12 protein-coding genes are annotated in these 13,570 nt (G+C 63.7%); 4 read left to right on the top strand and 8 right to left on the bottom strand.

All coding sequences use genetic code 11. From position 1 onward, the window contains the following. Positions 1 to 26 precede the first annotated feature (26 nt). The 7 genes from QX121_RS18385 to QX121_RS18415 form a co-directional block, all read right to left on the bottom strand. A complete protein-coding gene (locus QX121_RS18385; protein ID WP_315812686.1) occupies positions 27 to 1,160 on the bottom strand; it encodes a glycosyltransferase in 1,134 nt (377 codons plus the stop codon). Positions 1,161 to 1,172: 12 nt separating this feature from the next. After that, positions 1,173 to 1,967 carry an SDR family NAD(P)-dependent oxidoreductase gene (locus QX121_RS18390; protein ID WP_315741082.1) on the bottom strand — a complete coding sequence of 265 codons (795 nt, stop codon included), beginning with the start codon at positions 1,965 to 1,967 and terminating at the stop codon, positions 1,173 to 1,175. 12 nt (positions 1,968 to 1,979) lie between these two features. Next, positions 1,980 to 2,930, bottom strand: coding sequence for a MaoC family dehydratase (locus tag QX121_RS18395; protein ID WP_315741083.1), 951 nt, complete (start codon positions 2,928 to 2,930; stop codon positions 1,980 to 1,982). Beyond that, on the bottom strand, positions 2,836 to 4,050 hold the full coding sequence (locus QX121_RS18400) for a beta-ketoacyl-[acyl-carrier-protein] synthase family protein (protein WP_315741084.1): 1,215 nt from the start codon (positions 4,048 to 4,050) through the stop codon (positions 2,836 to 2,838). Before QX121_RS18400 ends, QX121_RS18395 begins: the two co-directional genes overlap by 95 nt. A 1-nt stretch (position 4,051) precedes the next feature. Next, the gene (locus QX121_RS18405; protein ID WP_315741085.1) at positions 4,052 to 4,318 is read right to left on the bottom strand and encodes an acyl carrier protein; all 267 of its coding nucleotides are present in this window, start codon (positions 4,316 to 4,318) and stop codon (positions 4,052 to 4,054) included. Positions 4,319 to 4,386: 68 nt separating this feature from the next. After that, positions 4,387 to 5,586 (bottom strand): hypothetical protein, encoded by a 1,200-nt coding sequence (locus QX121_RS18410; RefSeq protein ID WP_315812687.1) that lies wholly within the window; start codon positions 5,584 to 5,586, stop codon positions 4,387 to 4,389. After that, on the bottom strand, positions 5,583 to 6,722 hold the full coding sequence (locus QX121_RS18415; RefSeq protein ID WP_315812688.1) for a glycosyltransferase: 1,140 nt from the start codon (positions 6,720 to 6,722) through the stop codon (positions 5,583 to 5,585). The genes QX121_RS18410 and QX121_RS18415 overlap by 4 nt, the downstream gene beginning before the upstream one ends. 319 nt (positions 6,723 to 7,041) lie before the next feature. Between QX121_RS18415 and QX121_RS18420 the strand changes: the two genes are divergently transcribed. The 4 genes from QX121_RS18420 to QX121_RS18435 are packed head-to-tail and all read left to right on the top strand — an operon-like array spanning position 7,042 to position 12,110. Continuing rightward, complete coding sequence (locus QX121_RS18420) at positions 7,042 to 8,304, top strand: ABC transporter ATP-binding protein (protein ID WP_315812689.1); 1,263 nt, start codon at positions 7,042 to 7,044, stop codon at positions 8,302 to 8,304. Further along, a complete protein-coding gene (locus QX121_RS18425) occupies positions 8,301 to 9,179 on the top strand; it encodes a class I SAM-dependent methyltransferase (RefSeq protein ID WP_315812690.1) in 879 nt (292 codons plus the stop codon). The genes QX121_RS18420 and QX121_RS18425 overlap by 4 nt, the downstream gene beginning before the upstream one ends. A 25-nt stretch (positions 9,180 to 9,204) precedes the next feature. Further along, positions 9,205 to 10,095: a glycosyltransferase family 2 protein gene (locus QX121_RS18430; protein ID WP_315776290.1), complete on the top strand. Its 891-nt coding sequence runs from the start codon at positions 9,205 to 9,207 to the stop codon at positions 10,093 to 10,095. Between the two features lie 2 nt (positions 10,096 to 10,097). After that, positions 10,098 to 12,110 (top strand): hypothetical protein, encoded by a 2,013-nt coding sequence (locus QX121_RS18435; protein ID WP_315812691.1) that lies wholly within the window; start codon positions 10,098 to 10,100, stop codon positions 12,108 to 12,110. Here QX121_RS18435 and QX121_RS18440 read toward each other — a convergent pair. After that, on the bottom strand, positions 12,069 to 13,469 hold the full coding sequence (locus QX121_RS18440; protein ID WP_315812692.1) for a hypothetical protein: 1,401 nt from the start codon (positions 13,467 to 13,469) through the stop codon (positions 12,069 to 12,071). The two genes, QX121_RS18435 and QX121_RS18440, sit on opposite strands and share 42 nt — an antisense overlap. Positions 13,470 to 13,570: the final 101 nt, after the last annotated feature.

The following is a 13,570-nucleotide window of genomic DNA, read 5'->3' on the forward strand; positions in this document are numbered from 1 at the left end:
TCAGGCGGTCTTGTCAGGTGGTCTAGTCAGGTGGTCTTGGCGGGAACGTCGAACGGCAGTCCGGCCCAGGTCACACGGCGGTCGAGCAGCGCCTTCAGCCACATCACGGGAAGCAGGACTTCCCGGCACAATCCAGAGAGTGGGGACATCCAGGACCAGCCCCAGCCTTTGGCCGCGAAGAAGGTGACGTCGAGCAAGACCCAGCCGAGCAGGGTCCCGCCCGCCATCAGCCACCATGGCATTCCGAAGGCTGCAGCGCCCACGGCGCCGCACAGGGCTGTGAAAGCGCCACTGACCAGCGGCTCGCCGCAGAAGGCCAGCGGCGCCTGGATTCGACGAATGACCATCCAGCGCTGGTGGCGGTCCCAGACTTCGCTGAACGGCCGCCGACCGATCGCCTGACGGATCTCCTTGGCTGCGAACACCGTTCGCAGGCCGAGGCGTGCCAGCCCTTGCGACAGCGCGTGATCGTCGCCGAAGGCCGAAGCCATCAATCCGATGCCGCCCGCCCGCGTCAGATCTCGGCGGTCGAACAGCATGACCTTGCCGAAGCCGACGTTTGCGCCGGCGACGGACAGTGCCAGCGTCAGCGGAGCGGCCTGCCCATTGAGGAATGCTCGCTCGAGTTCGGCGGCGAATCCGGTCGGGGCGACGGCAACCGGGATCGCGCAGACGAGGCCGACGCCGGCGGTCAGGTTCGTCATCAGATCGGCGAGTTGGTCGGGGCTCAGGAGAATGTTCGAATCCTTGATCAGGATCAGGTCGTGTTGCGCCGCTGCGATGGCCGGCGCGAGATTGCTGACTTTCGGGTTCGGAGTGATGCGCTTGTTTCCGATCAGGATCCGCGCGCCGACCGCCGGGAATTGCGCAGCGACCTGCCGGGCGATCTCGATCATCGGCGAGCGGACTTCCGCGGCGGCGACCAGAATCTCGCTTTGCGGATAGACTTGCGCGAAGGCGGACGTGAAGGCCGCTTCGGCTTCGAACTCCAGCCGGCGGATTGGGATCACGATCGAGACCGGCGGTCGATCATGTCGCGTAGCCAACCTGTGCCGCAAGCGAGGGTGCGCCAATGCGGCAGAGATGGTCGTGATGCGAAGAGCACAGGAGATCGCCCACCATGCCGCTGCGGCGACCGGGAGCATCGAGAGCGCGTCCATCGCCGTCGCCTGTCACTCGTTGTAGAGTTCGGTGCGCTCGGGCACGTCGACATGGACTGCGGCGAACGCAAGGTCGGTCAAGCGCCGCGGCAACAGGCGGGTCAAATGCAGACCGAAGGCCAGCAGGCGGGGGAATGCGATGACCGCATCGCCGCGCTCCAGCCGCCGCCGTATGATTGCGGCTGCACGGTCGGCGCTCATGATGAGGGGCTTCGGACAGACGGTGTCGCGGTTGAGCGCCGTGTCGACGAATCCAGGCGCAATGGTGCTGATGGTAACGCCCTGGGCGGCAAGAGTGGGACGAAGCGACTCGGCATAGGCGTGAAGGCCGGCCTTGCTGGCGCTGTATGCGGGACAGGAGGGCAGGCCGCGCAAGGCGCCGATCGACCCGATGACGGCGATCGTCCCGCGCCCGCGCATGCACATCCGCTCCGCCAGGGGATCGATGGTGTTGATGGCGCCGATCAGGTTGATTGCGATCACGTTGCGCACGACGGCCGGATCTTCCCGCAGCCGGCCGATGCCGAGCCCAGCGGTGACCCCGGCGCCGGCGATCGCGAGCCCGATCGGGGCGGCGTCGTCGATGGCGCGGATCCATCCCGCCATTCGATCGCGATCCCGGACATCGATTGATGCGGTCGTGACGGCTGCGCCTTTGGCCCGGCATTGTGCTGCCGTTTCTTCCAGGCGGCCCTCGTCCCGACCGGACAGCGCCATGTGGATCCCCGGCGCGGCATAGTTCATCGCGAGCGCGCGGCCGATGCCGCTGCTGGCTCCCGTGATGACGATCGAGCTGGGGGCGGACATGATGTGCGATCCTCAGCCGTCGTGGCGCGCCGCGATTTCAGCGACGCATGCTGCGTACCCCGCATCGGTCGAGACGATGACGCGCAGGATCAACTGCTCGGCGCGACCGCTACTCGGCACGTCCGATGGCATTCGCTTGACAACACGACCGGAGAAGAGGAGGCGGCTGCCAACTGGAACGGGCAACAGGAAATTGCCATGGATGCGATTGATCCGCAGTGCCGGCATCCAGTCGCGGAGCGCGCCTTCGATCTGCCCCATCGCCAGCATGCCGTGGATTATCAGGCCGTCGAGACCCGCGGCGCGAGCCGTCGCGGGATCGCTGTGGAGCGGATTGTCGTCGAGCGATGCCGCCGCGTAGCTCTCGGTCTGCGCGATGTCGATCGGCCCGGTCTCGATCACCGGAAAGCTCGAGTCCGGCATCGGGCGCGAGCGGAGTGCGGCGTCGCGTGCTGCGTCGGGACGAAACGTGCGCAACAGCGTGTCGAGCGTTGCGACGATCCGCCCTTCGGAATCGCACACGGTCCCGCGCAAGAGCGTCCGGTCCGTTGGGGTCCGCTCGCGACGGGCTTCGACTGCGAAGCCGTAGTCGCGATCGGGGCCGAGGCCTTCATGATAGGTGAAGGTCTGCGATTGCTGCACGACGATTTCATCGGTGAGCCCGAGCCTGCCGATCACGGTTGGTCGGATTGCGGGAAGGCTGAGCCAGCGGATCGGAAAGGCAAACGGTACGGGGCCGAAGCGGCGCTGCAGCCCCAGCGCGGACACGAAGGCAGCGACGTCCGCCCTGTCAGCGCGGACCGCAATCGGACCGATGCTGACCTGATCCTGCGCGCTGTCCGGCCCGCTCACATCAGATCCCTCAGGGTCAATCCGCCCGCGCGACGGCGAGGCATGCGTTGACGCCTCCGAAGGCGAAGGAGTTCGAGATCGCGACGCGGATCGGCATTGCGCGCGCCGCATTGGCGACCGGGTCGATGCCGCATTTCGCATCGGCACCGAGCCAGTTGATGGTCGGCGGCGCAATGTTGTCGCGCATCGCCATGATGGTGATCGCCAGCTCGATCGCCCCGCCGGCGCCCAGTGCGTGGCCGTGGATCGGCTTCGTGGACGACACTGCGAGGCGGGGCAGCCGGTCGCCGAACACGCGCTGCAGCGCCTCGGCCTCGGCGATATCGTTGGCGACGGTGCCGGTGCCATGGGCGTTGACATAGTCGATATCGCCGGGCGTCAGCCCGGCGTCGGCGATGGCCTGTTCGATCGCGGACCGAGCGCCATTGGGGTCAGGACGAACGATGTCGAAAGCATCGCTCGACGTGCCATAGCCGACGATCTCGGCCAGCGGTTCGACGTTGCGTCGGCGCGCGGTCTCGAGTTTTTCGATCACCATGATGGCGGCGCCCTCGCCGAGCACCATGCCGTTGCGGCCGGTGGAGAAGGGCCGACAGGCATCCGGGGTCAGCACCCGCAGCAATTCCCAGGTGCGGATATTCAGCGCGGTCATTGACGATTCGCTGCCGCCAACGATCGCCCGCTCCACCGCGCCGGACCGGACCAGCGAGGTACCTACTCCGATCGCCTGGGCCGATGAGGCGCAGGCGCTCGTGATGGTGAAGGTCGGGCCAGTGCAGCCGTAGCGTATGCTCAGGTGCGAGGTGGCGGCGCTGCTCATGATGCGCGGAATGGCCAGCGGATTGAGACGGGACTTCGTCGCGTAGGCGCTGTAGCACTGCTCGTCGATGGTGGTGATGCCGCCGACGCCGGTTCCGAGAATCACGGCGGTCGTCGGCCCCTGGCGCTCCTCGCGCGCAAGGCCTGCCTGGGACAGGGCTTCGTCCGCAGCGACGATGGCAAGCTGCGCGTATCGGTCGCAGAACGGCAGAACCTTGGCCTCGACATAGCTCTCCGGGGCGAAGGATTTGATCTGCGCTGCGAGCTTGATCTGGTTCGAGCCCGGCCGCTCGAACTCGAGCGGTCCCACGGCGCTTTGTCCGTCGCGGGCTGCGCGCCAGAGGGCGTCAATGCCCTTGCCGGTCGCGCAAGCCGCGCCCATGCCAGTGACGACGACGCGAGGGCGCGACACGTCAGCTGCGCTCCACCAGAATGCGGGCTTCGATCTGTTGCACGAATCCGCTCAGGTCCTTGACGTCAGCGATGCCGCCGTCGATCGGCACATAGACGCCGAACTTCTCCTCGATCGCCATCAGGATCATGACGACGTCGATGGATTGGATCTCGAGACTCTCCAGCGTCGCATCGGGGGTCGTCTTGGCCGGGTCGATCTTCCCTTCGCTGACAATGACTTCAAGGATCTGGTCGGCCAGGGAGGCGGCAGGAGCGGCCTTTTCCACATTCGATTGGGTCAATCGTGCCTCCGATTGCGTGCCAAGTTGCGCTGCCTAGTTACGGCAACTTCAAGTCAGTCTACAATGCTCTTCTCGTAGACTCCATAGGTGTGGGACTGTCGCAATCCGATCCGGGTCAGGGATTGCGCCAGGGGGTTGTTGTCGAGAACCCACCCGGCTATTGCCCGGTCGATGCCCAGCGTCGATCCGCGCTTCCAGAGTTCCTCGACCATGACGGCCGCAATCGCTGCGCGGAGAGCGCTGCTGCGGTATTTCGAGGCCATGCCGAGTAGGACAATTCTGAAGGAACGGTACTTCGCGCGTTTGATGCGGATCAACAGCTTGAGCCAGCCGACGAGGCTCGGGACAGGCCCGAGCCCGGCGGCGACATCGAACAAGTTGGGAATCGCCAGCATGAATGCTGCGGGCTCGCCATCGACCTCGATGAAAAATCCAGCGTCCGAAAACAGCATCGGCTTGAATTGGGCCGTCAGTGCACGCACATCGGACTGCGTGGTCGGGGTGAAGCCCCAATTGTCCTGCCAACCATCATTGAAGATCTGCCTCGCCAGCTCCATGTCGGCGTCGAGGGCGTCGAGATGAATGTCGCGCGTGGTGATGCCGGCGTGACGTCGCATGGAGGAGAATCGTTCGAAACGCCCCTCGGTGCCGACGTCCATTCTATTGTACTCGAAGCAGAGCAACTCTCGGACGAGCGCGTATCCGGCGTCGCGAACGCGACCATCGAGATAGCCGGGATGCCATGGGAACAGCGTCATCGGCGGCTCCTGTTGCCCTTCCAGGAGAAGGCCAGATTCGCCATTGATCGACAGCAGGAACGGTCCCCGAGCCACCTTGCGCCGCTGCCGACGCAGCCAAGCCTCCGCGGCCACGAACAGCGCGTTGACGACGTCGCCGTCGTCGATCGCGTCGAGACACCCGAACAGTCCGATGTCGGCCGCTTCCGGCCCGGTGGCAGCGTGATCGATCTGGGCCGAGATGCGTCCCTGCGGCCGACCATTCCGCATGGCGATCCAATAGGCTGCCTGCCCATGCGTGAAGAATGAGTTGTGCCGGGGATCAAGCATCTGCCGCCGTTCGTAGTCGAGCGGAGCGACGAAACCCGGCATCCCGTTGTAGATCACTCGCGGCAGGACGATGAAATCGTGTAGTTGCGCGCGGGTGTGGACCTGCTCGATCGTCAGCGGCGACGAGGTCGTGCGGCGATGCACCACCGCAGAAGAGGAGCGGCTGTTCTCGCCGGTTGCGGTCATGTGCGGTCTCGGGGCAAGGCAGCGGGATGGGGGCTGCCGTGGCGGTCGGGCCCTTCGGCCCCACCGCCGAGGAACCAAAGCCACTGGGCCGCGGTTCGAGCCGTATTGTAATGCGCGCGCATCTGGGCATGTCCCTGACGCGCAATGCGATCCAGCCGCACATCATCGTTCCAGATCTGCCGAATCGCGTCGCGCCATTGATCCGCGGTCTGCGCCGACGGCATGCCGCAGATCTCGCTGAAGGCGACAACATCCGGCGACCGGGCGTCGCCGATGGCCGGACATCCCCGGGCGAACAGACCACGCATGCGGCCGGCAGACTTGAGATAGGAATCGGGAACTGACGGCCGCGCCGGGACGATGCCCAGCCGGGCCTGGGCTGCCAGCGCGCACAGCGCTTTGGGCGACCAGGCGGCGTAGCGGACTGGCAGAGCACCCCACCGTTCGCTCCGCTCCGGAAGGTTCGTGAGGATGACCAGTTCGGCATCGGTGTCGCGGCCGAGCGAAGCGAGCGCGTCCTTCAGGGCGACGAGACCATCGAGGCTTTCCCGCGTACCATGCCACAACAAGAGTGGCGGTCGTTGCGAGGGTGCCGCAGCGTCGAGCGCGGCGCCGCCGCTTTCGATGAGATCGACCGTTTCGGTCTCCTCGATGAACCAGGTGCGGGAATGGGCAGTCCCTAAGAACGATGCGAATACCGGAGAGGAAACCGAGACGACATGAGCGAAGCGGTCGAGATTCGCCCAGACCCGATCCGCGTCGTCGGGCTGCAGCAGGACGGTACGATGCGGTGAGCACAGGCCACGCGGCGGGACCGCCTTGAGGCAGAGCAGCCAATCCACCGGCGCTGTGGGGAGGCCTCCGGCATCGATCTGCCAAGGCAGACCGAGAGCTGCGACTTGACGGCGCAACTCCGGTACGACCCGATCGACATGGATGGCGGTGCTGGGCCACGGATTGGGTGTCCAGAAGTGAATGCGGAGTGGCGCGCGGCGCGGGTCGGGCGGCGGTTCCTCCGGGACAGGTACGAACCGGCCCGTTGTCCGTCCGCCGTGATGCGCCGCCAGCATGTGCCGGAAGCGAAGCTTGGCCGGCAGAAGCGGCGCCCAGCGGGGCAATGTGTTGTCCCAGATCAAGAAAGAATACCGGTACGAATTGTATTCAACGATTCCGTCGTTCTTCTCTACCGTTCTTCGCCCCGGATTGATAGATATCGGACATCTTCAAGGTTGCAATTGCCAGGGCCTGCTCGTTGATGTTTGATGGCATGGCCTTCGTCCGCAGTCTGCGCAGATGCCATCACTCGCCATCAAAGTCGAGAACGTCTCCAAAGCCTATACGGTCTGGTCGTCGCCGGCGGCGCGCCTACATGGGCCGATGCTCGGGCGGCTTGGCCAACTGCCGTTCCTGCCGGCCGCGGTGCGAGACACCTGCGAGCGATTGTCGCATGGCGCCGTGCGCAACTACTACGCCCTGCATGACGTCTCGCTCGAGGTGCGGCGCGGCGCCAGTGTCGGCATCATCGGCCGCAATGGTTCAGGCAAGAGCACGCTCTTGCAGCTGCTCGCTGGGACGCTGACGCCGAGCCAGGGCGAGATCGCCGTCGTCGGCAGCATTGCCGCCATGCTCGAGCTTGGCAGCGGCTTCGATCCGGACTTTTCGGGGCGTGAGAATGTCTATCTGAATGCGGCCATCCGCGGTATGAGCCGGCGGCAAACCGACGCGAAATTCGACGAAATCGCCGCGTTTGCGGACATCGGCGACTTCATCGACCAACCGACCAAGACCTATTCCAGCGGCATGACCGTCCGTCTGGCGTTCGCCACCTCCGCCTGTCTCAAGCCGGAGGTGCTGCTGGTTGATGAGGCGCTGAGCGTCGGCGACATCTTCTTCCAGCAGAAATGCATCCGCCACATGAGGGAGGCGATGGCCGATGTCACCAAGGTCTTCGTCACGCACGACCTCCAGGCGATCCGCAGCGTGACCGAATACGCCTATGTGCTCGACCGCGGCGAAATCGTCTTCGCCGGAAGCTCCAGGGATGCAGTCGATTTCTACATCAGGATGTCGCACCGCGTCTCCGACGGACGCGACCGTTCCGTGGCGGACGCCGGCTCCGCAGCGCTGGGCAGACGCTCCGCGCCGGGCGCGGACATGGACGCGAACAGGTTCGAGCGGCTGCCATGGATTGATCTCAAATCGTCGCAATTGAGCGGGGCGGGGGACGTTCTGATCAGGCGGGTCGCCGTCACCAAACCTGATCTTGCTCCGGCCGGTATGGTTCAGGCGGGGGACCGGATCAGCGTCGACCTGTTGCTGGGGTGCGCCGCAACGAAGACGCACGTGATCGTCGGCTATCTGCTCAGCGACCGTCACGGCAATCAAATCTGCGGCGAGAACAGTTGTAGCCTCGCTCGCGGCGTCGTCGCACTCGATCCCGGCGAACACCTCGTGCGGCTCGAATTTGTCTGGCCGGAAATCCAGCCGGGCGACTACACCCTTACGGTCGGCATTGGCGAGGGGACGGATCCGCTGCGGCACGTCGTCCAATGCTGGGCTCATAACGTCGTCAAGCTCAACGCCATCAGTCCTGGTCGGGCGATCCACGGCATCTTCAACAACCCGATAACGAAGCTCGACATCGTGCCGCTTGGCGGTTCCACGGCCTGGCCAGCCCCCGGTTCGGCAGCGCCTCCATCAATCCGGTGTGGCGTATGATCGAGCCCGAGCATTCCGCCGACTTGTCGCAGCAACCAGCCTGGGTCGTCAGCGAACCAGCTTACGAGTCGGATGTCCTGAACCCGCAGCTCGCGATATCCCCCTGGCAGGGGCACCGCGACTTCGCCTATGATCTGGTCGGCTTTTCGCGGCCGCGCCTGATCGTCGAACTCGGCGTTCACTACGGCTGCTCCTATTTTGCCTTCTGCCAGGCGGTCAAAGATCGCGATCTGCCGAGCCGGGTCGTCGGCATCGATACGTGGGAAGGCGACGAGCACTGCGGCCGCTATGGCGGCGAAGTGTACGAGACGGCCGCGAAGACGATGGCCGGCTCGTTCGCCGATGATCGCTTTGTGCTGCATCGCGCCCGCTTCGATCAGGCGACGGAAGCGTTCGACGACGATTCGATCGATCTGCTGCATATCGACGGCCTGCACACCTATGATGCGGTTCGCAGCGATTTCACCACCTGGTTGCCAAAGCTTGCCCCGGACGGAATCGTCCTGATGCACGATATCGCGCCGTCATCGGGCTACGAGTCCGCCCGTTTCTGGGCAGAGATCAAGCAGCGCCATCCGCACTTCGAATTCCTGAACCGGTGGGGGCTCGGCATCCTCTTTCCCAAGGGCGAACGCTGGTACCGCGCCGGGCTCGCGGAAGGCGTGCCGGACAAGATCCGCGGCTATCTCTACCGCGGCGAATGGCTCGTCGAGCGCTACCGCGCCGCCATCGACTTGCAATGGCAGAGGGAGCAGACCGACCGCTGGTGGCAGGAAAGCGAGAGATTCAAACAGCGCGTCGGCGAACTGGAAAGACGGCAGCCTTCTGGCTGGTTGCGCGCGATCGGCATCGTTCGTCGCTCCGACGGTGATTGACGGGATGGATTGGGGATATCATCAAATGGATGACACTGTTGCGGTGATCACGCGGACCAGGAACCGTCCGTTGCTGTTGCCGCGCGCCCTGGACAGCGTGTTGGGCCAGAGCTTCGAGAATTGGATTCACGTCGTGGTCAACGACGGCGGCGATCCTGCCACGGTCGACGGACTGATCGCCCAGCGCACGGGCCGCTATGCAGGTCGTTGCCACGTCATCCACAATAATACATCGCGCGGCATGGAAGCCGCGTCAAATCAAGGCGTTGAAGCGACATCCAGCCGCTATATCGTTATTCACGACGATGACGACGCATGGCGACCGGACTTCCTCAGTAAGACTGTGGCCTATATGGAGGCGAATGCGACGTTTCCGAAACTGGCCGGCGTGATCACCCACACGGAGAGAGTCGTCGAGTCCATCAGGGAGGACCGGATCGAGACCGTGCAACGACACGATTTCAATTCCTGGGTGAAGGGGGTGCATTTGTTTCGCATGCTGGCGCAAAACATGTTCCCGCCGATCTCGTTCCTGTTCAGGAGAGATGCGCTGGTGAAGATCGGCCCGTTCCGGGAGGATCTTCCGGTTCTGGGTGACTGGGAATTTAATGTCCGATTCCTGCAATCCTTCGAGATCGGAGTGCTGTGCGAATGCCTGGCCTATTATCACCATCGTTTGCCGGCAGGCGCGGTCGAATACAGCAATTCGGTCGTCGATCAGAGCCACCAGCATGAGAACTACAGCGTCTTCCTCCGCAACGAATGGCTTCGTCAGGAACTGAATAGCGGCCGCACCGGGATCGGCACCCTGGCCAATATTTCGTGGCAGATGTTTCTATTGGAGGCGTGGCTTCGAAAGCGGCGCCAGGACAAGGGCTTTCTTCATCGCGTCTTTCGCCGAAGAAAATTCGATTGAGCATGCAAAGCGACATGGACGCGGAACTCCAATCCAGACTTGATGACGCCGACGTCGTTTCATTCGACGTCTTCGATACGTCGATTCTTCGCGCGTTGGCGGAGCCCGATGATCTCTTTCTGTTGATGGAGCCGGCTGTGCGCCGCAGGCTCGGCGCCGATTCAATTCAGTTCGCGGCGGCGCGGCGCGATGCGGAGCGGTTGGCGCGCGAACGCGCCTGGCAAAGCCATCGTGCCCGGGAAGTCACGTTGGACGAAATCTACGACACTCTTTCCGAGTCCCTGGCTATCGATTCGGAGTTGTCTAAGGCCGTTGCTCAAATGGAGATCGAGGCGGAGCTCGACGTCTGCCGGCGCAATCCGTTCATTCATGATGCCTATCGCTGGTGCCGCGATCGCGGCAAGCGAATCGCCTTCATCTCCGATTCGTACCTTCCGGAGCACGTGATCGCCGATCTGCTGCGGAATGCCGGCTACGACGGCCATGAAGCCTTGCTGGTTTCGTCGGTCTCGAAGAAGACGAAGTCAACCGGCGAGCTCCATGCCGAAGCGCGAGCGCGCCTGCCCGGTGAAGGTCAGCGCTGGCTCCACATCGGCGACAATGTCCGCGCGGATATCGAGATGGGACGGAAGCATGGAATGTCGACCTGGCATTACCGGCGCTGCATGGACGCGTATATGAGCTCTCATCGCGCCTCGAAGGTGTGGAAGACATCGGAGCCTGCATCTGCGGCAAGGTCGGTCGCGCAGGGGCTGATCGCCAACCGGATCACTCATGCAAGGCGGAACGCCGTGCCGGTCTCGCGCGAGGAGAGCTTTTGGGAGGATTTCGGCTATGTAACGGCCGGTCCGCTGTTTGTCGGCTTCACGGAATGGTTGATTGAGCAGGCTAAGGCGCGCCAGTTGGACGCCCTGTATTTCCTGGCCCGTGAAGGGCTCGTTATGCAGCAGGTCTATGACAAGCTGGCCGCCGCGACAGATGGAGCGGTCAAAGAGACTCACTATCTTTATGGTTCGAGGCGTGCGCTTAACGTGGCGGCGATCAAGGACCTCAATGAGGATGTCATCCGGTTTCTGTCGGGCGGGACATCGGTGCTTACAGCGGCGCAATTCATCGAGCGCGCTGGCGTCGACTGGCGCAAACATGAGGGAGCTTTCGGTGCGGCTGGATTTAGCGGCCCCGACCACGAGGTCAAGACGGAAGCGGACTATGGGCGCCTGCGGCAATTGTTCCTCGGGCTTGCAGGACCGATCTGCGAGAACGCGCGCGAGGAACGTGAGGTTCTGCTGGACTATTTGAGCGCTTCCGGTCTGGTGGGGGGCCGCCGCGTTGGCCTGATCGACGTCGGGTGGCATGGTACGATGCAGCGGTCGATCACCGATATGCTGCGCGAGAGGGGGGATTGCCCGGAGATTACCGGACTCTACCTCGGCACATATGGGTTCGCGCACGAGATCGTTCTGCCCGACGAGAAATATCCCCACGACGCCTATCTTTTCCGGCGAGGCGAACCGGACGACTACCGGCGCTTGATCTGGGAGGGGGTCGAAGTCGTCGAATTGTTGTTTTCGGCGACGGAGGGCACGATCGTTCGTATCGAGCGCGACGTCGACGGCAACTATTTTCCGGTCAGGGCGTCCACCGATCTCGAGCCCTACAGGGTCGAGAGTATCGTGCGCATGCAACAAGGGGCGATGCAATTCGTTGACGATTATCTGGCGCTGAAGGTCCGGTTTCCGGACCTCGCCTTGTCCAAGGACGCGGCGGCGGCGCAATTGAAGCGCTTCCTGCAGTATCCGACCGAAGCCGAGGCGCGTCATGTCGGCGATATTCCGCACGGAGAAGGATTCGGTGCCGTATACGCAAGACGACTGCTGGCCTATCCGCACAGCCTGCGGATGCTGGCGCGACCGCAGTCGTTCCGATGGGTGCTCCGGCACGATTATTGGCACGCCGGCCGCAATCGTCGGGGCTCACCGGTGCAGCGCGCGGTTTATTGGCTTCTGACCCGGTAATCCCGCGGACGTCGACGCCGGCGCGGCCAACCCGCCGGCGACGCCCTCCGCCTTGGTCCCATGGTCATCGCCCACAGTCCGCGCTCGTTCCATCAGCGCGAGATCGCGCGACGTCAACCCAAGGATCAGGAAGAACAGGATCACGCCCGCATATCCGAACCGATAATCCGGCACGACGATGAGGGGAAGCAGCATGACCTGATAGGCGATAGCCACGACCAGATAGACCATCCACTCTGGTCGACGCCGATGCAGCTTCAGCCGCACTATGGCCGCCAGAAGGACGACGGCTCCGATCATCGGCAGCCAATGGCTGGAGAGCCATTGAGGCGCGGCATCGAGATAGGCATTCACCATTCCGTTCGCCTTCGGCCAAAAGAGGTGAATACGAGGATTTGAATCGATGCCGGGATGGTACGTCCAATGCCCGCGCAGGTACTCGCGCACGATGACGCTGCGGGTGTCGAGATATGCGAGCGGATAGGCCACAACGGCGCTCTCCCAGCGGCGACGCAGTTCTGCCAAGTCGTCGCCGACGACGAACCGCACCATTTCGCTTTCGGGATTCGCCCATGCGATCGGAGACAGGCTGTCGCTCCAGTAGTGCCGCTGCAGCACAGCAAGATCGTTGGCGGGAAAGCTCGCGGGAGTCAGCAAGAGCTGATCGGTCCGGATCGAAATGCCGGCGAGGTCGAACAGAAAGATCCCGCCCTCGGCATGCCGGGCTTCAGGCTTGACGACTTTTGCGACGAACAGGCCTAGCGCGGCGGCGGTGAGGAGCAAGACCCCGGCGAAGCGGGCGGCGGGGAGCAATTTTCGTCCGGCCAGGACGTACTCGCCCCAAATGAACAGCGGCAGCAGGAGAACGGTCTCCGGGCGTATCGATGGCGCGAGCGCAATCAGGGCTGCGCGCGTATGGACGAGCCTGGTTGGCGCGGCCGCCGAGGACATCGCGAAGGTCGCGACGAATAGCGCGGCCACCCAGGTGTCCTTCGAGACCGCAACGAGGTGGTTGAGTACGGGTGGGAACAACGCGAATCCGAACGCGGCCAGCAACGCCGCCGGCGACGAAAGGCCATTGGCGCGTAAGGTGAGGACGACCGCATAAACGATCGCAAAGACGATCAGCGTGGTATGCCCCGCGACCAGGGACGGAGAGGCGCCGATCGTTCTCCACAGCCAGGCCACGAGAGGAGCGTGCCAGTCGTGAAAGCGGTCGCCGAGTGCCTGGCCATACAGGTCGAGCGCATCGGCATTCATCCGTCCGGGAAACGAGGGCAACGCGATCAGCGCTGATCCGACGAAGGTCAAGAGCGCCAGAGCCCAAGCCGGAAAGCGATCCTGATGCTCGGTCGTCATGAGCGCTGTGCCTGAGAAGGGTGCGGAATCGTCGCTGTCGGCTTGCGAAATTCAGCTATTTGCTTGCACTCGTTTGGCGCTACTGTCAAACTTGTTGATAC

It is taken from the genome of Bradyrhizobium sp. SZCCHNR2028 (assembly GCF_032380995.1).
Lineage (GTDB): Bacteria > Pseudomonadota > Alphaproteobacteria > Rhizobiales > Xanthobacteraceae > Bradyrhizobium.

What these genes read in the sequence shown, in the direction of transcription:
- QX121_RS18430 (WP_315776290.1), top strand. Translation starts at nt 9,205, where the DNA reads ATGGATGACACTGTTGCGGTGATCACGCGGACCAGGAACCGTCCGTTG.
- QX121_RS18410 (WP_315812687.1), bottom strand. Translation starts at nt 5,586, where the DNA reads ATGACCGCAACCGGCGAGAACAGCCGCTCCTCTTCTGCGGTGGTGCAT.
- QX121_RS18390 (WP_315741082.1), bottom strand. Translation starts at nt 1,967, where the DNA reads ATGTCCGCCCCCAGCTCGATCGTCATCACGGGAGCCAGCAGCGGCATC.
- QX121_RS18385 (WP_315812686.1), bottom strand. Translation starts at nt 1,160, where the DNA reads ATGGACGCGCTCTCGATGCTCCCGGTCGCCGCAGCGGCATGGTGGGCG.
- QX121_RS18440 (WP_315812692.1), bottom strand. Translation starts at nt 13,469, where the DNA reads ATGACGACCGAGCATCAGGATCGCTTTCCGGCTTGGGCTCTGGCGCTC.
- QX121_RS18425 (WP_315812690.1), top strand. Translation starts at nt 8,301, where the DNA reads ATGATCGAGCCCGAGCATTCCGCCGACTTGTCGCAGCAACCAGCCTGG.
- QX121_RS18435 (WP_315812691.1), top strand. Translation starts at nt 10,098, where the DNA reads ATGCAAAGCGACATGGACGCGGAACTCCAATCCAGACTTGATGACGCC.
- QX121_RS18395 (WP_315741083.1), bottom strand. Translation starts at nt 2,930, where the DNA reads ATGCGGCGCGCGCAATGCCGATCCGCGTCGCGATCTCGAACTCCTTCG.